This is a genomic window from Thiohalophilus sp. (assembly GCF_034522235.1).
In the GTDB taxonomy this organism is placed as follows: Bacteria; Pseudomonadota; Gammaproteobacteria; order UBA6429; family Thiohalophilaceae; genus Thiohalophilus.
Map to the genome: position 1 here is coordinate 525,650 of NZ_JAXHLN010000003.1, position 20,909 is coordinate 546,558.

Here is a 20,909-nt window from a genome sequence, read left to right on the forward strand (position 1 = left end):
ATTGCGTATCGGGTTCCCTGCGCTTCTCGCTCCAGTCGGAGCTCGCCAGACGGCACATCCGTGTGCCGGCTGTCGAGTGGCGGCATCCCTGCCGCCACCCTTCGGGCTGTTCCTCCTTCCACTGCGATGCTCGGCGTCGTCTCACGGGGTGGAAAACAGACAAGCGATAGGGTGCGTCCCACGCACCGACCACTCTGGGTGACATCAAGGGAATCCTGATAGCCGGCCACAGGCCCATTACTCGCCTCGAAAAACCCGGAATCTGTTGCCAGTATTTAAGGTGACTGAGATTTAACAATAATTTTGATAGGCCAGAATCTGCCTGATCCCGAAAATTACAGATTCTGTCTAAATCGCTGTTATGTGTATGAAAAATCAGTAAAATTTCCACTAACTTGACTGTAAGTACATTGTAGTTATACTTGTTCAATGGATGGGTTGGAATTTACATGGGATGAAAGGAAGAATCTCAACAATCAGGAGAAGCACTCGGTTTCCTTTGGAGAAGCGCAAACTGTGTTCTATGACGAATTTGCCCGCTTAATCCATGACCCCGAACATTCGGAAGATGAAGATCGGTTTATCCTCCTGGGGTTTAGCAACCAAATTCGAATGCTCGTCGTTTGCCACTGCTACAGGGAAGAAGAGCAACTCATACGAATTATTTCAGCCCGAAAGGCCACCAAATCCGAGCAAAAAATGTATGAAGGTTTTCGCGATGAAAGATAATTACGATTTTTCGAATTCAGTGCAGAATCCCTATGCAAAACGTTTGAAAAAACAGATCACGATTCGTATTGATGAAGATACGATTCAGTACTTTAAAAAATTAGCCGAAGAAAAAGGTATACCTTATCAAAGTCTGATAAATCTCTATCTAAGGGATTGTGCAGAAACGCACTGTAAACCGAATGTGAAGTGGAATAACACATAACAGGGAAATTCACCTGCAAATGGGGTGGTGACAAACGAGAAGCATTTGCATTTGCATTAGCATTTGTCACCGACCCCACTCCTGTGGAAGAGGCTGTTCCAAATCTACTCCCAACCATCCTCGCCCGGATATCAGTTTTTTGTGGGAGCGACTTGTGGGAGGCGCTTTCAGCGGCGACTCTTCGTCGGAGCACCTTACTTATCAAAATGTTCGCCCTGCGGGCGAGCTGAATCTTGAAAGCGGGCTCTCGCGCCCGCGCGGCGAGTGACTTTTCTTACTCGTCTAAGAAAAGTCACCAAAAGAAGGACGCCCGAAGACTCGCCGGTTCAGCCATTTACAATGGCTGAACCGGTTCCCTGCGCTTCTCGCTCCAGTCGGAGCTCGCCAGAAGGGCCATCCTGGCCCTCTGGCGAGTGCGCACGTGTCTCATAGAACCCCTTCGGGTTTCATTATGTTGTCTCGCAGAACCCTCCGGGTTCATTGCGAGTACCCTACGCTTCCAGCGTCAGGGCAACCCTACCCATCTCCGATGGGTCAGGGCACCCTGCCGCCACCCTTCGGGCTGTTCCTCCTTCCACTGCGATGCTCGGCGTCGTCTGACGGGATGAAAAAAAATACTCGCGATAAGGTGCGTCCAATACATCGTCAACCATTTCTGTATGCCCAGGGTAAACACAGGGGTTGCAGAGTTTGCAGAGAAAATCATCCTCAACCTCGTCCCTCGGCACTGTGTTTATGATGCTCGGCGTCGTCTCACGGGATGAAAAAAATACTCGCGATAAGGTGCGTCCAATACATCGTCAATCATTTCTGTATGCCCAGGGTAAACACAGGGGTTGCAGAGTTTGCAGAGAAAATCATCCTCAACCTCGTCCCTCGTCCCTCGTCCCTCGTCCCTCGTCCCTCGTCCCTCGTCCCTCGTCCCTCGTCCCTCGTCCCTCGTCCCTCGGCACTGTGTTTATGATGCTCGGCGTCGTCTCACGGGGCTCAAATCACGCTAGCCAGATCTAAGGGATAACCCTGATGTCAGACGATGTCGCCCGGATGCGCCTCGAAAAACCCGGAATCAGTTGCTAATATTTAAAGAGAATTGAATTTAACAATAATTTTGATAGACAGAATCCGCCTGAATCCCGAAAAATACAGATTCTGTCTAAATCACTGTTATGTCGAAAAGGAAAAACGGCAGTGAAGACAACGAAATACTTCTAAGCGACCCGGATCAGACCGGATCGAGAGATAATCAAGGACGAATGGATTCAGCATGTTATCCAGTACCCTGAAATAGAGCACATACAGGCAGACGGTCGAATAAGACGATGGGCTAGAATTGAAGAAATGAAAAACCGGTATCTGCGGGTAATCCTGTTGCCGGATGGAGAAACGGTGCATACAGCATTTTTTGATAGAGGATGGATATAAGCCATGAAAGTCAGCTACTTTGAAGACACTGACACGCTCTACATTGAGTTCCGCGACAGTGGCATAGCGGAGTCTAAAGACCTGGATGAAAACACCATTCTTGACGTGGATGCCAAGGGTAATGTCTGCGCAATCACGTTCGATCACGCAAGCCAGCGCACTGACGTAAGCCATCTGATTGTTGAAGGTGTTGCGGCATAACCAGCCCATCCGGCCGACGCCAAAAAACGGAGCGGGTGGTGGGCAACGTTAGTTTATCTATAGCCGGAGATACCATGAAGATAGATGACATCTTTGACTGGATTGAAAAGCACCGCTTCCAGGTAAAACTGTTTCTTATACCGACCATCATTTTCATGATTGCAGTGGTATATATGTTTGTGATTGTGACGGGTGGAACCAAGAATGTGTTTTCCCACACGATGTATTTACCGATTGCGTTGGCCGCTTTCGCTTTTGGGGCAAAGGGTGGGGTACTGACCGCGCTGGTGGGTGGCCTGTTGCTTGGGCCCTTCATGCCGATCGATACCCTCACCAGCGAACAGCAGGACACCATAAGCTGGCTGTACCGAATCAGTTATTTTGTGCTTATCGGTTTTCTTATGGGGGCAACCAGAGACATTGCTGGCATCTATCTGAACAGAATAAAATGGAATGCCAGTCATGACAGTATGACTGGGCTACCCAACACCTTTGCGTTGGAAAGGGTTATCAAGGAACTACTGGATTCAAACGGAGATGAGAGCAAAACCTATTATCTACTGATCGCCCGGCTGGGAAATCAGGCACAGATTGAAGCCAGCTTTGGCGTACAGTGCGTTAACGGCATTATTGTGCAGCTGGCGGATACCATTCGGAATCAATTACCGGATCCTGCTGAAGTTTACCGGGTCGGTACCGAGGGCCTGGGCTTTGTGCGTCCAGCGGAAGATGAGTACGCTGTAAAAAATCTGGGGAAAAAGCTGGGGCACACGTTCACTAAACCCGTTGAGTTCGACAAAATTAAGATTCATGCCGATGTTTATCAGGGAATTGTTGCTCTGGATGGTAAAGCCAGGGATCCACAATTGTACATCCTGAGAGCCAACCATGCCACGCGTGAAGCGAGCAACAACAGGCAGCGGAATGGGATACTGACAGGCATCGATGACGAGATCAAGATAAAGGAAAATCTGAAAGTTCTCGGCGAGTTGAGCGATGCGTTGGAATGCGGCCAGGTGTTCATGCATTATCAACCCAAGGTAGTAACGAGCACGGGGGTCATTGATGGGGTTGAAGCCCTGATGCGCTGGCAGCACCCTGTTCGCGGCAATATTCCACCAGGCAACTTCATTCCTTATGCCGAGAACAGCACACTCATTGACCAGATCACCTATTTTGCCCTTAATCAGTCACTCGCGCAGTTGGCAGAATGGGATAAAAATGGCCTGAAGAATATTCATGTGGCAGTGAATATCTCAATCAGAAACCTGTTGAATCCGGATTTTTTCAAGACCGTTATGCAGCTTCTGGAAACGCACGGTGTGAATGCGGAAAGGCTGGAATTAGAGGTCACAGAAAGTTCGGTCGTAGAGGATATGGAAACCGCTATCTTGGAGTTAGCCAAGCTCAGCAAAGCCAATATTATTATATCGATCGATGATTTTGGAACCGGGTATTCATCTTTGCAATATCTGGGGAAAATGCCGGTATCAATTATCAAAATCGATCAAAGCTTCATTACGTCATTACTAAACAAGCCAGGTTCGCAAAAGATAGTGAGCGCTGCAATTGGGCTGGCGCATAATCTTGGATTAAAAGTTGTTGCGGAAGGAGTCGAAAACCGAGACACCTATGATTTTCTGCTGGATGCCGGTTGTGACCTGATTCAAGGCTATTATGTTAGTCGTCCGTTACAGGCCAGTGAATTGGAGAAAACCTGCAAGGCCTCAAAAGGGCGGCCAGTTCATGTGTAATGCCTTGTCATGTTCGCATAAATATCCCGTAATCAGGGATAAAGCTAACATTCACATGTGAAACGGGGTCGGTGAAAAATAAGAAGCATTTGCATTAGCATTTGTCACCGACCCCACTCCTGTGGAAGAGGCTGTTCCAAATCTACTCCCAACCATCCTCGCCCGGATATCAGTTTTTTGTGGGAGCGACTTGTGGGAGGCGCTTTCAGCGGCGACTCTTCGTCGGAGCACCTTACTTATCAAAATGTTCGCCCTGCGGGCGAGCTGAATCTTGAAAGCGGGCTCTCGCGCCCGCGCGGCGAGTGACTTTTCTTACTCGTCTAAGAAAAGTCACCAAAAGAAGGACGCCCGAAGACTCGCCGGTTCAGCCATTTACAATGGCTGAACCGGTTCCCTGCGCTTCTCGCTCCAGTCGGAGCTCGCCAGAAGGGCCATCCTGGCCCTCTGGCGAGTGCGCACGTGTCTCATAGAACCCCTTCGGGTTTCATTATGTTGTCTCGCAGAACCCTCCGGGTTCATTGCGAGTACCCTACGCTTCCAGCGTCAGGGCAACCCTACCCATCTCCGATGGGTCAGGGCACCCTGCCGCCACCCTTCGGGCTGTTCCTCCTTCCACTGCGATGCTCGGCGTCGTCTGACGGGATGAAAAAAAATACTCGCGATAAGGTGCGTCCAATACATCGTCAACCATTTCTGTATGCCCAGGGTAAACACAGGGGTTGCAGAGTTTGCAGAGAAAATCATCCTCAACCTCGTCCCTCGGCACTGTGTTTATGATGCTCGGCGTCGTCTCACGGGATGAAAAAAATACTCGCGATAAGGTGCGTCCAATACATCGTCAATCATTTCTGTATGCCCAGGGTAAACACAGGGGTTGCAGAGTTTGCAGAGAAAATCATCCTCAACCTCGTCCCTCGTCCCTCGTCCCTCGTCCCTCGTCCCTCGGCACTGTGTTTATGATGCTCGGCGTCGTCTCACGGGATGAAAAAAATACTCGCGATAAGGTGCGTCCAATACATCGTCAACCATTTCTGTATGCCCAGGGTAAACACAGGGGTTGCAGAGTTTGCAGAGAAAATCATCCTCAACCTCGTCCCTCGTCCCTCGGCACTGTGTTTATGATGCTCGGCGTCGTCTCACGGGGCTCAAATCACGCTAGCCAGATCTAAGGGATAACCCTGATGTCAGACGATGTCGCCCGGATGCGCCTCGAAAAACCCGGAATCAGTTGCTAATATTTAAAGAGAATTGAATTTAACAATAATTTTGATAGGCAGACATCTGTCTAATACACTGTTAGATGAAAAGAAATGGATAATAATGGCAGACGGAACCATAATGAATAGAACAGTCGCATTTTTTGATGTGCTGGGTTTTAAGGAGTTAATTGCTTCTATGCCGCTGGCCGATTTGGCTGACAAATACGAGTCCATGATCAAGTCGACAGAAGCTATGAATAGGCGATTTAAAGAAAAAGGGGGGGGTCGGTGACAAACGAGAATCATTCTACTCGCTGATCGAGACGGCCAAGGCCAACGGTCTTGAACCGGCAGCCTACATCGACTACGTATTGGCGCGCATCGCCGAGGCCGATACGGTCGATAAGCTCGAAGCGTTGCTGCCGTGGAATGCCACGCTTAAGGCAAGTGCGTCGATTTAACGGCACTTACGTCGAAAACATTCTACATGTACACTGCAACTAAGTATTCCGTCCCACGGAGATGGCTATGGCAACAAAGCAAGACACTGAATCGGGCAAGACCGGCCTGCCGGATATCCGTGACCACACTGCGACTCCCCGCATCGACTCGCCGGTCTCCGCGACCGGCATTGAAGGCTTCGACTTCATCATGCGCGGCGGCCTGCTCGCCGCCCGCCCCACCCTGCTGCGCGGCGGACCCGGCACCGGCAAGACGGTCATCAGCCTGAGTTTTCTGTGTCATGGCCTGGACACCGGCGAACCCGGCGTGATGGTCACCTTCGATGAATCGCCGCAGGCCCTGATCCGGCACGCCGATGCTTTGGGCCTGAACCTGAGCGCGCATATCGAGGCCGGCCGGGCACGCATTCTGGACATGCGCCCCGATCACGATGAAATAATGACCGGCGAATCGCTGGAATTGAGCGCCATCCTGGCCCGCATCGGCCATGCCATTGAACAGACCGGGGCCCGGAGACTGGTGATCGACGCCATCGACGGCCTGGAAGTCGCCTTCAGCGGCGCCGGGGACAGCCTGCAGTTTGAATTGCGCCGCGTCTTCGACTGGATCCGCGAGAGCGAAACCACAACCGTGATTACCATCGGTGAGTACGGTGACTTCAGTCAACGCCACGGTATCGAGGACTACATCGCCGACTGCGTCATCGCCCTCAAGCAGGAGATCACCGAACGCCTCATGATCCGCCTGCTGCGGGTGGTCAAGCGCCGCGGCGGCGGCCACGGCACCAGTGAGTTCCCCTATCTCATCGACCGTGAAGGTATCTTCGTCCTGCCGCTGACCGGTTCGCGCCTGCACGCCAGTTCCACCACGGAGCGGATATCCACCGGCGTCGCCGGCCTTGACGACATGCTCGCCGGGGAAGGCATTTACCGGGGCGTGACGGCCATGTATTCCGGCCAGTCCGGCACCGGCAAGACCACATTCGCCGCTTCCTTCGCCCGTGCCGCCTGCGAGCGCGGCGAGGATGTCCTGTACCTCTCCTTCGAGGAAGGGGACGATGAACTCATGCGCAATCAGCACAGCGTCGGCATCGACCTGAGAGCTCATCTCGACACACCCCGGGGCAGGGGGCGGCTGGTGCTGGAGCCCATGCTGGCGGCGGAGACGGGCTGGGAGGAGCATTTGTTGCGGATACTGCGAGCGGTACGTCAGCACCGGCCCGCCGTCGTGGTTCTGGACCCGCTCAGCGCCCTGAGCCACAAGCTGGCCGGCACCAACAGCAAGGCCATGGTGCTGCGCCTGCTGTCGCTGCTGAAGGTCGAGGGTGTGACGACGGTGGCCACGGAACTGCTGACGGACAACAGCGGTGGTGAGAGCACGCTCAACATCTCCTCGGCCATCGACATGTGGATCAAACTGCGCCGCGAGGAACGCGACTATACGCTGCACCGGCTGCTGACAGTCGTCAAATCGCGCGGCATGCCCACCGCGGATTACGTCAACGAATACACTCTCAGCGACCAGGGAGTAATCACCCGTGGCCGTCCGGAAGCAACGGGGGGTAATGAACAATGACGACCATCGTTCTGCGTCTCTACATCGCCGGCAAGACAGCCACGGCCGAACGCGCCATCGAAAATCTACGCAGGATCATCGCCGAACTGGAAGAAACCGATCAACAGGTGGATGTGGAAGTCGTCGACATCCTGGAACAGCCGCAACTGGCCGAGGACGAGCGCATCCTGGCCACGCCCGTGGTCATCAAGAAGCTGCCGGTGCCGTTACGGCGCATTGTCGGCGACCTCTCGGAGCTGGACAAGGTGCTCATCGGCCTCGATCTCAAGGAACATTGATGCACCCGGACGAGGCGGCATTCCGGTCTCTGGTCGAACAGTCCGGCGACACCGTTCTCCTTCTCGATCCCGCCGGTACTGTTGCTTATGCCAATCCCGCCGCCGAGCAACTTTTCGGCCGTCCCCTGGCCAATCTGATTGGAGAGGACTTCGGCGGTATCTCCACGGCCGAGGAACAGTCCGATATCTATATCCCCCATCCCAAAAGGGGAAACGTGGCGACCAATGCCCGCAGCACGACCATCCGGCTTGACGGTATACCCTATACCGCCGTCTATCTGCGCGATATCAGCGAGCGCGCCCAGGCGGAGGAACGGCTGCGGCAATCCTCCGTCGCCCTGGACGCCATCGATCAGGGCCTGATGATCACCCGGCCGGATACCACCATCGTCGCCGTCAACCCGGCCTTCACCACCATCACCGGTTACACGGAACAGGAGGTTCTGGGCGGTACCCCGGACCTGCTGCTGACGGGGGAGCAGGAAGATGAAGAGAGCTATACGGAGATGAGACGCACCCTGGAGCGCGAGGGACACTGGACGGGCGTGCTGCGGCAGCGCCGCAAGAACGGCGAGATCTACCATGAATGGCTGAACGTCAGCCCCGTCCGCCGCGATAACGGCGATTTGATGTATTACGTCGCTATCTTTTCGGACATGACCGACATCAACAAGCTGCGACAGCTTGCCCACCACGACTATCTCACCGGTCTCTTCAACCGTGCCGCCCTGCAACAGCATCTGGATGAGGAAATGCGTCGTATTGCGCGCTATGGTGGCGTGTTTTCCCTCATCATGTTCGATCTCGATCACTTCAAGGCGGTCAACGACAACTACGGACACGACACGGGAGACCGGGTTCTGCAGCAGGTGGCCGAGTTGACCCTGAACGAAGTACGTGATACCGATGTAATGGCGCGCTGGGGCGGCGAGGAATTCATGATCCTGCTGCCCGCGACGGACGGCGACCGGGCATGGATCCTGGCCGAACGTATACGAAAGCGAACCGCCCGCACTTCGTTTTTGGAGTCGGGATACATTACTATCAGTCTGGGTGTGGCCGAAATGCATGCGGGCGAACCACAGCAGGATTCACTCATACGCGTGGACCAGGCCCTCTACCGGGCCAAGGAAACCCGCAACCGCTCTGAAATGGCCCGGAAACCCGGGCCCCGGGAAGCTTCCAGATGAAACCGGGCGCCGCAACTTTCCGGCATCTGGTGGAAGATGCCAGCGATACCGTGCTCGTGCTCGACGCCGACGGCATCATCGTCTATGCCAACCCCGCTGCTGAATTATTATTCGGACGGCCTGTTGCTGAATTGCCGGGGCAATCATTCGGACACGTCATCACGACCGACAATCCCGCCGAAATCCAGATCATCCATCCCCGGCGGGGCACGATCACCGCCGATGTCCGCAGTTCCCGGACCACTTTGTCGAAGCAAGTCTACGATATTGTTTATCTGCGCGACGTCACCGAGCGCAAGCTTAATGAACTGGCTCTGCTGGAAACGTCGCAAAGATTGCGAGAACGGATCAAGGAACAGACCTGCGTCCGTACGGTTGCCGAAATACTGCTTAATGCCGAAGATGCGCTGGAGGAAATGCTGCAGAGCGTGGCCGATGTTCTTCCTCCCGCCTGGCAGTATCCGGAAATCGCGGCGGCAAGAATCACCTTTGACGGCCGCGCCTATACCAGCAAGGGCTTTCGCCAATCCGCCTGGCAACAGCGGGAAGATATCATCGTCAGCGGCCGTAACGCGGGCACGGTCGAAATCTTCTATCTCGATGAACGTCCCGAAGCGGATGAAGGCCCGTTTCTCAAGGAAGAACGGGAGCTCCTGAAGCAGGTCGCCCTTAAAGTCGGCGAGGCCATTGAACGGAAACGGGCGAAAGAGGCATTGCTCAGGCTCAACCGTGCGCTGCGGTTGCAAAGCGCCGGGAATTCGGAGCTCATCCATGCAAAAGAGGAATCCGCGTTGCTTGATGCGATCTGCCGGTTGTGCGTGGAGTTGGGCGGTTATCGCATGGCCTGGGTGGGGTTCGCGCAACACAACGAGGCAAAGAGCGTGCAGCCGGTGGCGCAGGCCGGGTTTGAAGCCGGCTATCTGGAAAGTGTCCGCATCAGCTGGTCGGAAGAAGGGCGCGGCCTCGGACCCACCGGGCGGGCGATCCGTACCGGTGAGCCTCAAATCAGCCAGAACATTCTCACTGATCCGAGCATGACACCGTGGCGCGACGAGGCGTGTCGGCGCGGCTACCAGTCTTCAATCGCGCTGCCGCTCAAGGATTCGGCAGGTATTGCATTCGGGGCGCTGATGATTTATGCCAACGAACCGGACGCCTTCGATGACGAAGAACTTCGTTTATTGACGGAACTGGCCGGCGATCTTGCCTTCGGCATTGTCACCCTGCGCGCACAGGCACAACACAAACTCGCCGAGGAGCGCATCGAGTATCTCGCCTATTTCGATGAACTGACCGATCTGTCCAACAGTAACCGGCTGATGGAAACACTGAAGCGAACCGTCGATGCATTGCCTGCCGGGAAACAGTGCGCCCTCCTGACCCTGAACGTGACCCGCTTCGGCGAAATCCAGGCCGGCATCGGGGTGCGACAGGCGAACGAACTGCTGCGGCAGATCGCGAGTCGCCTCCGTGACGCCCTGCGTGAAGGCGAGATGCCGGCGCGGATCGGCGGCGACGAATTCGCGGTTTTACTGAGCGAAGGCGGCCTCGATAATGCGCGGGATTGTGTACGGCGTATCGAGCGGTTATTGGGCGAACCCTTCCAGCAGGCGGGTATCCCCATCAGCATCCAGATGCGCGTCGGTGTGGCGCTGGCGCCCGATCACGGACTGGACCCCGAGGCCCTGATGCTGCGCAGCGCTATGGCGATGCGGCACGCAAAACGAAGCGGAACAGTATTTGAACTGTACAGCGGGCCGACGGAATCGGAAAGTCCGCGTTACCTGACGCTTATCTCGGAACTGCACACGGCCATCGTGGAAAACCAGTTCGTGCTGCATTACCAGCCCCGGGTGGATATCGGTACGGGCAGGATCTCCGGTGTCGAAGCACTGGTCCGCTGGCGGCATCCCGAACAGGGCTTGATGCCCCCGGCCGAATTCATCCCCATCGCGGAACAAACCGGGCTCATCGACCCGCTGACCTACCTGGTTCTGGATGCCGCCGTGCAGCAGTGCCGACTGTGGAGCGATCAGGGCTTCGACATGCCGGTGGCGGTGAATATTTCCGTGAACAGTCTCCACGATCCCGATTTCCTGGACCGGATCGACGCGATGCTGGACGCCTGGAAGGTCAACCCGGAGTTATTGCAGCTGGAGATCACCGAATCCACGCTGATGAAGGAGCCGGCCAAGGTCGAGGAGCTGATCAACCGGCTCAAGGAACGCGGCATCGTGGTCGCCATCGATGACTTCGGTACCGGCTATTCGTCCCTGAGTTACGTGGCGAGCCTGCCCATTCATTCGCTGAAGATCGACCGTTCCTTCGTCATCCGGATGCTGGAATCCCCGCGCACGCGCAGCGTGGTGGCGGCGACCATCTTCCTGGCGCACTCCCTCGGTATCAGGACCGTGGCCGAAGGCGTCGACGCCGGTGAACAGATCGAAGCGCTGCATGAGATGGGCTGCACGGAAATCCAGGGCTACTATTTCTCCCGGCCGGTTGAAGCGGAGCAACTGCGCCGCTGGGCGGAAGCCTTCTCGCTGGAGAATTATGCGTTAAAGCTCTCCGCCATGGAGAAAAGGTGACAGATTTATTTTCGGCTGATGATCAGGTGAGTTGGTTAACCTGCATCGGAATGTAAATTTTACGTGATCGCGATGATGGCATCGTGAAGGACAGGACATGGACGAGATAGAGTATGCCGGTTTCTGGATCAGGGTTGGGGCGGCGTTGATTGATACGGTGCTGGTGATGATTGTCATTGTGCCGATTTTGAACGCTGTTTATGGCCCCGGTTACTGGATGAGCGAGAAGCTGGTGCATGGTGGCTGGGATGTGTTGTTGAATTATATCTTCCCGGCGGTCGCCGTGATTGTTTTCTGGGTCTACAAGTCCGCGACACCGGGGAAGATGGTGCTGAAGTTGAAGATTGTCGATGCCAGGACGGGCGGGAAGCCGACGACGGGGCAGTTTATCGGGCGCTATCTGGGCTATTACGTTTCGACCGTCCCTTTGTTCCTCGGGCTGATCTGGGTGGGGATTGACCGGCGCAAGCAGGGCTGGCATGACAAGCTGGCCGGGACGGTGGTGATCCGGGACAACAGGAAAGAGCCGGTTGTGTTCGATCAATGAATGGGATCGGAGACAAACGGTAATCATTCGTGTTGATTCTGTGTTGTGAATTGGCCGATCAAAGGGTCCGGGCACTTGACGTCCTTGACCCTTTAAACGGCACTGATAATTCCGGATAGAAGTTATTCAGTAATGGGAACCAGTGAAAGCTCGACGCGACGGTTCAGGCTGCGGCCTTCCGGGGTTGCGTTGTCGGCGATCGGGTTGCGTTCTCCAAAACCGACGATTTCAAATCGAGCCGGGTTTATTTCTTTTGATTTCAGGTAGTCTGCCACGGACTGGGCGCGTCTTTCTGACAGGGACTGATTATAAGAGTCTGAGCCTCGTGAGTCGGTATAACCGGCGGAGACGATGATTGTCTTTTCATATTCTTCAAGCACCAGTGTGACTGAATCAAGGACCGAATAAAAATCAGTCCGCAGGTCGCTACCGTCTGTCGGGAAGGTGATGTTGCCGGGCATGATTAGATTGATGTTGTCTCCATCACGCTGAACACTGACCCCGGTGCCACGCAGTTGCTTGCGCAATTTAGCTTCCTGGGTGTCCATGTAATAACCCACGCCGCCGCCGACAATGGCGCCAATACCTGCATCACGCAACATACGTTTTTTGCGCTCGCTGCTGGATTTGTCCTTGTTGGCGAGATAGGAGATAACCAGCGCTGTGCCCGCGCCTATTCCTGCCCCCTTGGCGGTATTGCTGGTCTTTTCTTCACCGGTATAGGGATCAAAGGTCGTACACCCGGTCAGTGCCAGCGTTGTCGACAGGCCTACAGCTAAAATCAGGTTGTTCATATTTTCAACTCCTGCTTGTTGTAAACAGGGTGTATAACCGCCCTGTTCATGGAAAACTACGTAAAAAGGGGTCAAATTGAAACTCACCGACCCTTCCCTTCTGGAAAAAGACCCGCCGTAGCGGGTCTTTTCCTGTTGCCGGGAGTCGCACTTGCTATCCCGTATTATGATGACGCTGTCATATCGAACTCGGCCTTATGGAGCAGGTTGAGTGACGTCATTTTGCTGCAAGGTTACTTCTGTCTGTGACAACAACCTGCCATCTACCGATGTCCCTGTTGCCAGAGTAATCGCTTTTTCGGCCAGGAGGATGCCTGAGACATGGGCGTCTGTGTTAATGATTGCACCAGAGGAACCGCCAATCTGCCAGAAGATGTTCTTGGCTTCCGCACCGCCTGCCAGAGTCATGCTTGCACCGCTTGCAACAGTAAGGTCGCCCGCAACCTGCAATATCCAGACATCGTTGGGATCACCGTCGAATGTCATATCCGTGGAGATCAAAACACCCGTTCCCCATTTGTAAAGTCCTGGCTCAAGAGTCTGGCCACTGAGATCGCCGGCATGCAACTCGGTAAAATCAGGTGATGACCGCCCGGCGGCGTCTGTATAGGCAATGCCCATATCAAGCACCGCATTGTCAACCCGTGTATTGGCCGCAGAATCACCCAGGAAGCAACTTGTATCACCGCTGCCTGTGTAGGCGTTATCAGCTCCATAGATAGTGTCGGTCATTTCCGCACAAGTGACGTCGTCCATGGCGGCAGCAGTAATCGGACTGGCTCCGATATTCCCTGTGATAGGCGAAGGCGGTACATTAGTGATCCCTGTCTTGGTGAGGATCACGAAATCCCCGGCGGTTCCCAGCAGAACCGGGTCAGGGCCGGCTCTTTCGCTCGTGCCGGTTATAAAGCTCCACACATAGTCGCTTGCCAGTGCGTTGGGGGGGACGGCCGTGTCAGTCACGCCAGTTGTCACAGTTGCAGTGTAGTCAGTGTCGGTGTTGAGATTGTTCGCTGGCTGCAATTTCGCGGTAGTGCCGGTAGCATTAAGGCTGACTGTTCCCTCAACCATCGCTGTCAGATCCGAGCTGGGCGCCAGCATGAATGTATCGGTGTTGACGCTTGTAGGATCCATGTTTTCAGAGAAGGTTACGCTAACCTTGCTATTAATTGCGATATCCGTCGAAGCATCGGCCGGATTTGTCGAAATGACTTCTGGTGCTGTGGAGTCCGTCTCCGTTCCGGTGGTAAAGACCCATGTGTAATCGCTGTCCAGGGGAACACCGTTTGAACTTTCCGCTGCGGTGGTCACCGTGGCGGTGTATATTGTTTTCGATGTAAAATGACTGTTGGGGGTAAAGGTTGCGGTATTGGTTTCAGCATCCAGCGTTACCGCGCCGATCAGAGCCGGTTCATCGGCACCGACTGCGGTAAAACTGACGTCATCGATGGTTGCCGGATCCATTGGCTCACTGAAAGTGGCGGTGATTTTGTGATTCACCGGCACATCCGTTGCGTTATTAATAGGATAGGTGGAACTGACTGTAGGCGTGCTCCTGTCGAAAAAACTGCCATCGCCATCGTTATCGTTGCTGCAAGACGTTGCGGCAAAGGGCAGAAGCATTACTGCCGCCAAAATTAAACCTCGCCTGGGGAAATCTCTTGAAATGTTCATGCATTTATCTCCTGTGAAGTGCAGTACCGGGTACGCTACCAGCAAGTATCAACACGGTCTGTTCGGTACCACGCTTATGAATAGGCAGTCGAACGTAAGGTTTATCGGCGTGCTCCATGCCGTGGACGAGGCGGCTGCAACAACTGAAATGCTCACCATTAAGCGCATGGAGTTCATGAAGGGAAGCTGCCTGTTTTGATGCCCTTTCGCCGCATGGGTCGAATGAAGTGGGCAAAGCCGTAGATCACCAGCTTCCGGCCATTGTCCCGCTATAGATGGCGTTGTCGTCCGCATAGCAACTACATGCGATCGTCTTGAGGCCGCGGCGATCAAGAATCGTAAGGTCGCCGCGGCGATAACGAATCAGCCCGCGATCTTGCAGCGCTGAAGCGGCCGCGTTGACTGCTGGACGGCGCACGCCCAGTACCCGTGCGAGCGCCTGCTGGGTGACGTGAAACATGTCCGAGTGCGTACGATCCTGCGTCATCAGGAGTCGGCGCGCGAGGCGCTGTTCCGCCTGGTGGAACCGGTTGCAGAAGGAAGCCTGCGCAAGCTGGCTGACCAGCACGTAGCAGTAGCGATTCAAGACTTGCCGTAGCCCGGGGTTGGCAACGAGCTGGCGGCGAAAGACTGTTGTCTCCATGCATAGCGCCGCACCTCCCCCGAGCACCGTGGCGTTCAACGGTGATACGTCGATACCGAGAGTAGTAAAGCTGCCCAGCATACCCTCGTCGCCGATCAGCGCGATGCCCAGCCAGGCGACGCCATCGACCGGCGCCGTCAGGGAAATGTAGCCCCGCGTCGGAAAATAGACGTGTCGCAGGGGCTTGCCGGAGGTGGCCAGCACTTTCCCGCTGTCCAGGACAACCAGCGTGCAGTCTGCGAGGAATCGGCGCTGCACGGATGGAGACAGAATGCCTAGCAAGGCGTTGCCGGAATGGACATGATTGTTGCCTGGCATACGCGGCCCTTGTTCTGGATGGGGGGGTGCCGGTATCAGTCAGCCCTGTGGGCCACCATACCGACTTGTTACAAGCAGGGTGTCGCACTCCAGGCAAGCCTGTCCGGACGGTAGCACACACAGTGACCGGTCCGTGGCCATGTTGCCGGCGCTGGCGTGGGGGGGGATGTGTCGTCTATATTACATAAGGACAGGGTGTTGGCGCAGACCTTGCCCATTATTCCCGCACTATTGGTCGGGTTGCACGCCAGGCCACTTGTGTGACTCACAACGTATTCGGAGCAGAAAATGAACACCTCTGACCAGGCTCGCCAGAATCTCCTGCTCGCGGCGCTTCCGGAAGACATCTGGAAGCACCTTGAACCGTACATGGAACTGACGGAGATGCCGCTCGGCCGGGTGCTGTATGAATCCGGCACCGCGTTGTCGCACGTGTACTTTCCGACGAATTCGATCGTGTCACTACTCTATGTGATGGAGGACGGTCACTCGGCCGAGATCGGTATCGTCGGCAATGAGGGCATGGTCGGGGTTGCGTTGTTCATGGGTGGCGAGACAACACCAAGCCGGGCAGTCGTACAAAGTGGGGGCATAGCCTATCGTTTGCATAGCCGGTATCTAAAGCAAGAGTTCAACCAGGGGGGGGCGATGCAGCGACTGCTGCTGCGCTATACACAGGCGTTGATCACCCAGATGGCGCAGACGGCCGTGTGCAATCGCCATCACTCCATCAATGAGCAACTCTCGCGCTGGCTGCTGATGAGTATGGACCGGCTACCTTCGAACGAGCTGGTGATGACCCAGGAATTGATTGCCAACATGCTCGGCGTGCGTCGTGAGGGAGTCACCGATGCGGCGGGCAAGCTGCAGAAACTCGGGCTGATCACCTACAAGCGGGGTCGAATCACTGTCGTGGATCGTCCTGCGCTGGAAGCGTATGCCTGCGAATGCTACGCGGTGGTCAAACGTGAGTTCGAGCGCCTGCTGCCAAACGGGCGTGCGGTGTAGTCGACATGCGCATGTTCGCCGGTCGGACCAACACAACTCTTTGATAATCTTTCATTATCTGGCTGAAATAAGGCCGTAAATTCACTTAACGCAGGGTTTTCGAGGCCAAAATCCGCACATTTAGCGGACGACAGGCTCTCGGCCACGTATGCCGTCTTGTTATGCTTGCACAGAGCGATTTTCCGATAAAATCATTTTTCAAGCTCTCTGTATTGAGCGTGTTGTGGCAAAAATTATCTGTATTCAATCGGTTGCGCTGGAGGTTGACGAGCAGAGCGGGATGGTGATTACTGGCGAGGCGTACTCGCTCAGGATGAACTTGACCCCGGCGGTGGAGGGTGAAAAGGTACGCTGGTCTTGCCGTGGCGAACCCGCGGCGGCAGTGACCAGGCTATGCAAACCGTAATGACTACAATAACTATCAGGAGATGACCATGGCAAAGGGTTCGACGTCGACAGGCAAGATTCTGGGGCTGGCGCTGATTGTGGTGGGTATCGGGCTGGCGATCTGGGGTTATCAGTTATCACAATCCGTCGGTTCGCAGATCACTGAGGCGCTGACCGGGGCGGAACGTGACAGGGTGATGATGTTTTATATCGGTGGCGTGGCCAGTTTTGTGGTTGGCGTCTATCTGGCCATTAAAAAATAATTCCCGGAGGGATACGTGGATATAACCGGTCTGATTATCTTTTTACTCATCGGCGCGCTGGCCGGGTGGATCGCCGGCAAGGTCATCACGGGACGCGGCTTTGGCGTGCTCGGGAATATGGTGGTCGGGATCGTCGGTGCGGTGCTCGGGGGCGTGATGTTCCGGGTGATCGGCCTGACCGCCACCGGGTTGATCGGCGAGATCATTACCGCGACGGTGGGGGCGATCGTGTTGCTGTATATTGTCCTGCTGATCAAAAAAGTCTGAACGGATCATGTCAGCGCCGCCCGTGCGCCGGCAGTTCGCCGGTCTGGTTCTCTGGCTGTTGCTGACCTTTGTGGCGGCGGCGCTGGGCGCCTGGGTCTCGCTCGACGCCGGGTCGTTTTATCTTCAACTGCAACGCCCGTCCTGGGCACCGCCCGGGTCGGTGTTCTCTCCCGTCTGGACAACCCTGTTTTTGCTGATGGCCATTGCCGCCTGGTTGGTGTGGCGCGTCAGGGGCTTTGCCGACGCGCGCATTGCGCTGCTGTTGTATCTGGTTCAGCTGGTCTTTAACGTGTTGTGGAGCTGGCTGTTCTTTGGCTGGCATCTTGGTGGGCCGGCATTTGTCGATGTGATTGTGTTGTGGTGTCTGATCCTCGCCACGTTGATCGCGTTCTGGCGCATCAGTCGCCTGGCGGGGGTGTTACTGGTGCCTTATCTGCTGTGGGTCGGTTTTGCCGTGGTATTGAATTACACGGTCTGGCAGCTCAATCCGCGGCTGCTGTAAACGCTTGCGGTTTTATTGATCCGAAGTCCCTGTGCGGGCTGGTCGCCCGCCAGTTCGCCCGGCCCGGCGCGATCCCGCATTGCCCCTGGCAGGGCCAGCGGGCTACTGGGTGGTGTAAATCCGGTTGGGCTCGATATAGCGCAGCGTGGCGGTATCGTGCGCCAGTCGGGCCATGGCCTCGGGGCCGGGGTCGGACTGCAGGTGCACCACGTAGGTGTCCTTGCGCAGGTGACGCCACTGGCTGACGCCGTAGTCGGCGAACAGCGCCCGTGCCGCCCCGGGATCGGCACCGGCGACGAGGCTCACCAGGTATTCGCCGGGCACGCGGTTCTCCTGCGGCGCGGACTGTTCGGCCACGGGCTGACGCCGTTCGGTATTATCGGCCTGCGGCTGCATGCAGGCCGCGAGGCCCAGCGCGAGCAACACCGCCAGGGACAACGGATACCATCGCTTCATCGGGATGCCTCATCGATTTATTGAACGCTGGCGCTGACCCCGGTCGGCGCCTGGATGTATTTCAATGCCTCGAAGGCATCCACTGCGCGGCCGCTGGTGGTCGTGCCGTCCAGCGCGGCAACCGCGTCGCCGCTGTTGACGACCGAGCCGAGCACATCCGCGTAGGTATAGTCCGGGTTGTAGGACCAGACCAGCGCCGCGAGCCCCGCGACGTGCGGGGTGGCCATGGAGGTGCCGTTTAAGAGCGTATAGGTGTCGGCACCGTCGAGGGTGGTGTTGATATGAAATCCGAATACCCTGGCACCCCAGTCCGTGCCGCTGTCGTCAGACTGCAAGCGAAAGCCGATGGAACAGTTCGCTGTCAGGCAATCGCTTTTGGTCAAGTCATAGGCATATGCCTCAACGTCTGACGTAGTGTTACCTGAATAGCCGGAAAACTGCCTGATCGGTGTGCTGCCATCGAAAGGATTGCCGCCATCCCGTTTTGCATCGAAATCAAGCGTATCGTCATCGAGCAGATAATACACGGTGTAGGCGTTAACCCCCGCGCCAATTATGGGCGTCGCAAGATTAAATTCCTTATATGCCACGTCAGCCGCGTTGGTCGCATAGGCGTCATTGCCATCACAATAAGTAGACGGATTGACCAGTGATGGCACGGTGGGGCATAGGTTAGTTACTGCAGTTTGCACGCCCCAGTCGCCGCCAGTTGGATTCAGAGTCCAGCTGGAAAAATCGTCCGTGATGACACCACCGGCCACGGCGCTTTGTATATTGACCCCTGGCGCACCCACATCGACGCTCTCTGCCCCGTAGTTGGAAAAACTGGCCAGATCATAGGCCTGATCCAGCGCGGCCACGCATATGAGGTTGTCGTTGGCATAGTTGCAGGGATAGGTGGGGGTAGTTTCGTTATCGTTGCCTTGATTGCCGGCGGCGACCACGACCAGGACGCCGGCTGTGCCGGCGTCCGTGATGGCGTTCGATAGGGTTATACTTCCAGGGCCACCCAGACTCATATTGATGATCCTGGCGCCCTGGGCCACGGCAAAATCGATTCCTGCCGCAACGTCGGCCAGCGTCCCCGAGCCGCCGGAGCCCAGAGCGCGCACACTCATGATGCTTGCCTGCCAGCAGACGCCGGTGGTCCCCGTGTCGTTGTTGCCGACGGCGCCGATGGTCCCGGCCACGTGGGTGCCGTGGGTTGCGCCGCCACTGGGGATAGGGTCATCGTCATTATCGACGAAGTCCTTGCCATGGTTGGGATAGCCTGTTGCATCGTCGTCCCACATGTTGCCGACCAGATCCTTGTGCGTGTAATTGATGCCGGTATCGATCACCGCCACCACCGTACTGCTGCAATCGGTCAGCTCGTCCCAGGCCGTCTCGGCGTCCATGTCACTACCGTCTGTACTCGGCGGATTATTGGTGTCATAAACGGAAGGGCTAATCTTCTGGCCGGTGTTGTTCAGCCCCCAGAGCTTGCTGTAATCGGTGTCATCCGGTACGGCCTGGGTATAGTAAATGTAGTTGGGCTCGGCGTATTCGATGCGCGGGTCATCGGCATAGAGGCTCGCCATCGCTTTGGCGTCGGCCCCGCGGGGCAGCCTGATCAGGTGCACCCGATCGAGGGGGAGCGTTCGATGGTCGCGGGCGTTAAGTTCGGCCATGAAGCTGCCCTGGACCGCGGCATCGGTCTGCGCCCTGAACTTGACCAGCAGTTCCCCCGGCACATGGTCGGGTCGGCTTTCGGGCGCGGGCAATCCGTCGGGCGATCGGGGTGCCGCGGACAGGGCGAAACTCAGCACGAAGGCCAGCGGAATCCAGAGATAATGTTGATTGTTCATGCGGATCTTATCCCCTGTCGGATTACCAAAATAGCTTGTTAACGGCAATCTCTTCCGATGCCGCGCTGCCTTGCGGATTGAGCGCCGAGTAGGCCACGACCTTGATGTAATGCGTCTGTGAAGGGAGCGTCAGGGTAGTGGAGGTGGGCGCCGTGTCCCCCGACTCATAGGGAACATCGACAAAATCGGCGCTGTCGATATCGAAGCCCGCTGTGGTGCTGTAATAAACCCGGTATCCTCCGGCCGTGGTGTTGACGCCCGACTCGCGGTTGGCGTCCCAGTTGACGACCACGGTTGACGTGGAATTGCTGCCCCCGCCACTATCATTACTGCATCCGGCAATTAGCAGTGCCAGTAATATTAGAAGAATCCGTAAGGGGTGTGTGCTCAATGGGGGCATAATTGCTACCTTGTCCGGATACCGGGTTGCGCGACGTTGGATATTTTTAATTTTAGGCGCTTCGGGAGTCAATAGATATCCCCGGTGGTGTCATTATTGTCAAATCGTGTTTTATGCCGCATTTTTTAGTTGATGTTGCACTGTATCGGTAATATCGGAATATTGATTCGCCGTTCGGCGTTATTCCTGTAAAAAAAATG

General features: G+C 55.8%; 22 protein-coding genes and 1 pseudogene. 17 read left to right on the forward strand and 6 right to left on the reverse strand.

Going from position 1 to position 20,909, the window contains the following annotated elements; translation table 11 throughout:
- Positions 1-429 precede the first annotated feature (429 nt).
- The 12 genes and pseudogenes from U5J94_RS05430 (at position 430) to U5J94_RS05480 (ending at position 12,150) form a co-directional block, all read left to right on the forward strand.
- Positions 430-729 carry a BrnT family toxin gene (locus U5J94_RS05430; RefSeq protein ID WP_322564625.1) on the forward strand — a complete coding sequence of 100 codons (300 nt, stop codon included), beginning with the start codon at positions 430-432 and terminating at the stop codon, positions 727-729.
- Entirely contained in the window at positions 719-934 is a 216-nt protein-coding gene (locus tag U5J94_RS05435; RefSeq protein ID WP_322564626.1) for a BrnA antitoxin family protein, read from the forward strand. Before U5J94_RS05430 ends, U5J94_RS05435 begins: the two co-directional genes overlap by 11 nt.
- Before the next feature lie 1,221 nt (positions 935-2,155).
- Positions 2,156-2,356, forward strand: coding sequence for a hypothetical protein (locus U5J94_RS15250; RefSeq protein ID WP_416224195.1), 201 nt, complete (start codon positions 2,156-2,158; stop codon positions 2,354-2,356).
- Positions 2,357-2,359: 3 nt separating this feature from the next.
- Complete coding sequence (locus U5J94_RS05440) at positions 2,360-2,557, forward strand: DUF2283 domain-containing protein (protein ID WP_322564627.1); 198 nt, start codon at positions 2,360-2,362, stop codon at positions 2,555-2,557.
- 74 nt (positions 2,558-2,631) lie between these two features.
- Entirely contained in the window at positions 2,632-4,311 is a 1,680-nt protein-coding gene (locus U5J94_RS05445; protein WP_322564628.1) for an EAL domain-containing protein, read from the forward strand.
- A 1,338-nt stretch (positions 4,312-5,649) separates the two neighbouring features.
- Positions 5,650-5,802 carry a hypothetical protein gene (locus U5J94_RS05450; RefSeq protein WP_322564629.1) on the forward strand — a complete coding sequence of 51 codons (153 nt, stop codon included), beginning with the start codon at positions 5,650-5,652 and terminating at the stop codon, positions 5,800-5,802.
- Between the two features lie 16 nt (positions 5,803-5,818).
- A pseudogene (locus U5J94_RS05455) lies at positions 5,819-5,971 on the forward strand (transposase domain-containing protein); the annotation flags it as partial.
- Positions 5,972-6,038: 67 nt separating this feature from the next.
- On the forward strand, positions 6,039-7,547 hold the full coding sequence (gene kaiC / locus U5J94_RS05460) for a circadian clock protein KaiC (RefSeq protein WP_322564630.1): 1,509 nt from the start codon (positions 6,039-6,041) through the stop codon (positions 7,545-7,547).
- Positions 7,544-7,825, forward strand: coding sequence for a circadian clock KaiB family protein (locus tag U5J94_RS05465; RefSeq protein ID WP_322564631.1), 282 nt, complete (start codon positions 7,544-7,546; stop codon positions 7,823-7,825). Before kaiC ends, U5J94_RS05465 begins: the two co-directional genes overlap by 4 nt.
- Positions 7,825-9,015 carry a diguanylate cyclase gene (locus U5J94_RS05470; protein WP_322564632.1) on the forward strand — a complete coding sequence of 397 codons (1,191 nt, stop codon included), beginning with the start codon at positions 7,825-7,827 and terminating at the stop codon, positions 9,013-9,015. The genes U5J94_RS05465 and U5J94_RS05470 overlap by 1 nt, the downstream gene beginning before the upstream one ends.
- A complete protein-coding gene (locus tag U5J94_RS05475) occupies positions 9,012-11,603 on the forward strand; it encodes a GGDEF domain-containing protein (protein ID WP_322564633.1) in 2,592 nt (863 codons plus the stop codon). The genes U5J94_RS05470 and U5J94_RS05475 overlap by 4 nt, the downstream gene beginning before the upstream one ends.
- Positions 11,604-11,700: 97 nt before the next feature.
- Positions 11,701-12,150: an RDD family protein gene (locus tag U5J94_RS05480; RefSeq protein WP_322564634.1), complete on the forward strand. Its 450-nt coding sequence runs from the start codon at positions 11,701-11,703 to the stop codon at positions 12,148-12,150.
- A 122-nt stretch (positions 12,151-12,272) separates the two neighbouring features.
- Here the strand turns inward: U5J94_RS05480 and U5J94_RS05485 are convergent, their stop codons facing one another.
- From U5J94_RS05485 to U5J94_RS05495, 3 genes are all read right to left on the reverse strand, one after another.
- Positions 12,273-12,944 carry an OmpA family protein gene (locus U5J94_RS05485; RefSeq protein WP_322564635.1) on the reverse strand — a complete coding sequence of 224 codons (672 nt, stop codon included), beginning with the start codon at positions 12,942-12,944 and terminating at the stop codon, positions 12,273-12,275.
- 195 nt (positions 12,945-13,139) lie between these two features.
- Complete coding sequence (locus tag U5J94_RS05490) at positions 13,140-14,618, reverse strand: ice-binding family protein (RefSeq protein WP_322564636.1); 1,479 nt, start codon at positions 14,616-14,618, stop codon at positions 13,140-13,142.
- 244 nt (positions 14,619-14,862) lie between these two features.
- Positions 14,863-15,579: a Crp/Fnr family transcriptional regulator gene (locus tag U5J94_RS05495; protein WP_322564637.1), complete on the reverse strand. Its 717-nt coding sequence runs from the start codon at positions 15,577-15,579 to the stop codon at positions 14,863-14,865.
- 288 nt (positions 15,580-15,867) lie between these two features.
- Between U5J94_RS05495 and U5J94_RS05500 the strand changes: the two genes are divergently transcribed.
- The 5 genes from U5J94_RS05500 to U5J94_RS05520 all read left to right on the forward strand — a co-directional run bounded on the left by U5J94_RS05500 (position 15,868) and on the right by U5J94_RS05520 (position 18,006).
- The gene (locus tag U5J94_RS05500; RefSeq protein ID WP_416224155.1) at positions 15,868-16,587 is read left to right on the forward strand and encodes a Crp/Fnr family transcriptional regulator; all 720 of its coding nucleotides are present in this window, start codon (positions 15,868-15,870) and stop codon (positions 16,585-16,587) included.
- A 223-nt stretch (positions 16,588-16,810) separates the two neighbouring features.
- A complete protein-coding gene (locus tag U5J94_RS05505; protein ID WP_322564639.1) occupies positions 16,811-16,993 on the forward strand; it encodes a hypothetical protein in 183 nt (60 codons plus the stop codon).
- A gap of 28 nt (positions 16,994-17,021) precedes the next feature.
- Positions 17,022-17,237: a DUF3185 family protein gene (locus U5J94_RS05510; protein ID WP_322564640.1), complete on the forward strand. Its 216-nt coding sequence runs from the start codon at positions 17,022-17,024 to the stop codon at positions 17,235-17,237.
- A 15-nt stretch (positions 17,238-17,252) separates the two neighbouring features.
- Positions 17,253-17,504 (forward strand): GlsB/YeaQ/YmgE family stress response membrane protein, encoded by a 252-nt coding sequence (locus U5J94_RS05515; protein WP_322564641.1) that lies wholly within the window; start codon positions 17,253-17,255, stop codon positions 17,502-17,504.
- Positions 17,505-17,511: 7 nt separating this feature from the next.
- The gene (locus U5J94_RS05520; RefSeq protein ID WP_322564642.1) at positions 17,512-18,006 is read left to right on the forward strand and encodes a TspO/MBR family protein; all 495 of its coding nucleotides are present in this window, start codon (positions 17,512-17,514) and stop codon (positions 18,004-18,006) included.
- 102 nt (positions 18,007-18,108) lie between these two features.
- On the opposite strand, the gene U5J94_RS05525 is transcribed toward U5J94_RS05520, so the two are convergent.
- From U5J94_RS05525 to U5J94_RS05535, 3 genes are read right to left on the reverse strand one after another with little or no spacing between them, the layout of a single operon-like run.
- On the reverse strand, positions 18,109-18,462 hold the full coding sequence (locus U5J94_RS05525; RefSeq protein ID WP_322564643.1) for a hypothetical protein: 354 nt from the start codon (positions 18,460-18,462) through the stop codon (positions 18,109-18,111).
- A gap of 17 nt (positions 18,463-18,479) precedes the next feature.
- Positions 18,480-20,309, reverse strand: coding sequence for a S8 family serine peptidase (locus tag U5J94_RS05530; RefSeq protein ID WP_322564644.1), 1,830 nt, complete (start codon positions 20,307-20,309; stop codon positions 18,480-18,482).
- 22 nt (positions 20,310-20,331) lie between these two features.
- Entirely contained in the window at positions 20,332-20,709 is a 378-nt protein-coding gene (locus tag U5J94_RS05535; protein WP_322564645.1) for a hypothetical protein, read from the reverse strand.
- Positions 20,710-20,909: the final 200 nt, after the last annotated feature.

Bases quoted from the DNA above. Each gene is read 5' to 3' on its own strand.
- U5J94_RS05430 (WP_322564625.1), top strand. From the start codon at position 430: ATGGATGGGTTGGAATTTACATGGGATGAAAGGAAGAATCTCAACAAT.
- U5J94_RS05435 (WP_322564626.1), top strand. From the start codon at position 719: ATGAAAGATAATTACGATTTTTCGAATTCAGTGCAGAATCCCTATGCA.
- U5J94_RS05440 (WP_322564627.1), top strand. From the start codon at position 2,360: ATGAAAGTCAGCTACTTTGAAGACACTGACACGCTCTACATTGAGTTC.
- U5J94_RS05445 (WP_322564628.1), top strand. From the start codon at position 2,632: ATGAAGATAGATGACATCTTTGACTGGATTGAAAAGCACCGCTTCCAG.
- U5J94_RS05450 (WP_322564629.1), top strand. From the start codon at position 5,650: ATGAATAGAACAGTCGCATTTTTTGATGTGCTGGGTTTTAAGGAGTTA.
- kaiC (WP_322564630.1), top strand. From the start codon at position 6,039: ATGGCAACAAAGCAAGACACTGAATCGGGCAAGACCGGCCTGCCGGAT.
- U5J94_RS05465 (WP_322564631.1), top strand. From the start codon at position 7,544: ATGACGACCATCGTTCTGCGTCTCTACATCGCCGGCAAGACAGCCACG.
- U5J94_RS05470 (WP_322564632.1), top strand. From the start codon at position 7,825: ATGCACCCGGACGAGGCGGCATTCCGGTCTCTGGTCGAACAGTCCGGC.
- U5J94_RS05475 (WP_322564633.1), top strand. From the start codon at position 9,012: ATGAAACCGGGCGCCGCAACTTTCCGGCATCTGGTGGAAGATGCCAGC.
- U5J94_RS05480 (WP_322564634.1), top strand. From the start codon at position 11,701: ATGGACGAGATAGAGTATGCCGGTTTCTGGATCAGGGTTGGGGCGGCG.
- U5J94_RS05485 (WP_322564635.1), bottom strand. From the start codon at position 12,944: ATGAACAACCTGATTTTAGCTGTAGGCCTGTCGACAACGCTGGCACTG.
- U5J94_RS05490 (WP_322564636.1), bottom strand. From the start codon at position 14,618: ATGAACATTTCAAGAGATTTCCCCAGGCGAGGTTTAATTTTGGCGGCA.
- U5J94_RS05495 (WP_322564637.1), bottom strand. From the start codon at position 15,579: ATGCCAGGCAACAATCATGTCCATTCCGGCAACGCCTTGCTAGGCATT.
- U5J94_RS05500 (WP_416224155.1), top strand. From the start codon at position 15,868: ATGAACACCTCTGACCAGGCTCGCCAGAATCTCCTGCTCGCGGCGCTT.
- U5J94_RS05510 (WP_322564640.1), top strand. From the start codon at position 17,022: ATGGCAAAGGGTTCGACGTCGACAGGCAAGATTCTGGGGCTGGCGCTG.
- U5J94_RS05520 (WP_322564642.1), top strand. From the start codon at position 17,512: ATGTCAGCGCCGCCCGTGCGCCGGCAGTTCGCCGGTCTGGTTCTCTGG.
- U5J94_RS05525 (WP_322564643.1), bottom strand. From the start codon at position 18,462: ATGAAGCGATGGTATCCGTTGTCCCTGGCGGTGTTGCTCGCGCTGGGC.
- U5J94_RS05530 (WP_322564644.1), bottom strand. From the start codon at position 20,309: ATGAACAATCAACATTATCTCTGGATTCCGCTGGCCTTCGTGCTGAGT.
- U5J94_RS05535 (WP_322564645.1), bottom strand. From the start codon at position 20,709: ATGCCCCCATTGAGCACACACCCCTTACGGATTCTTCTAATATTACTG.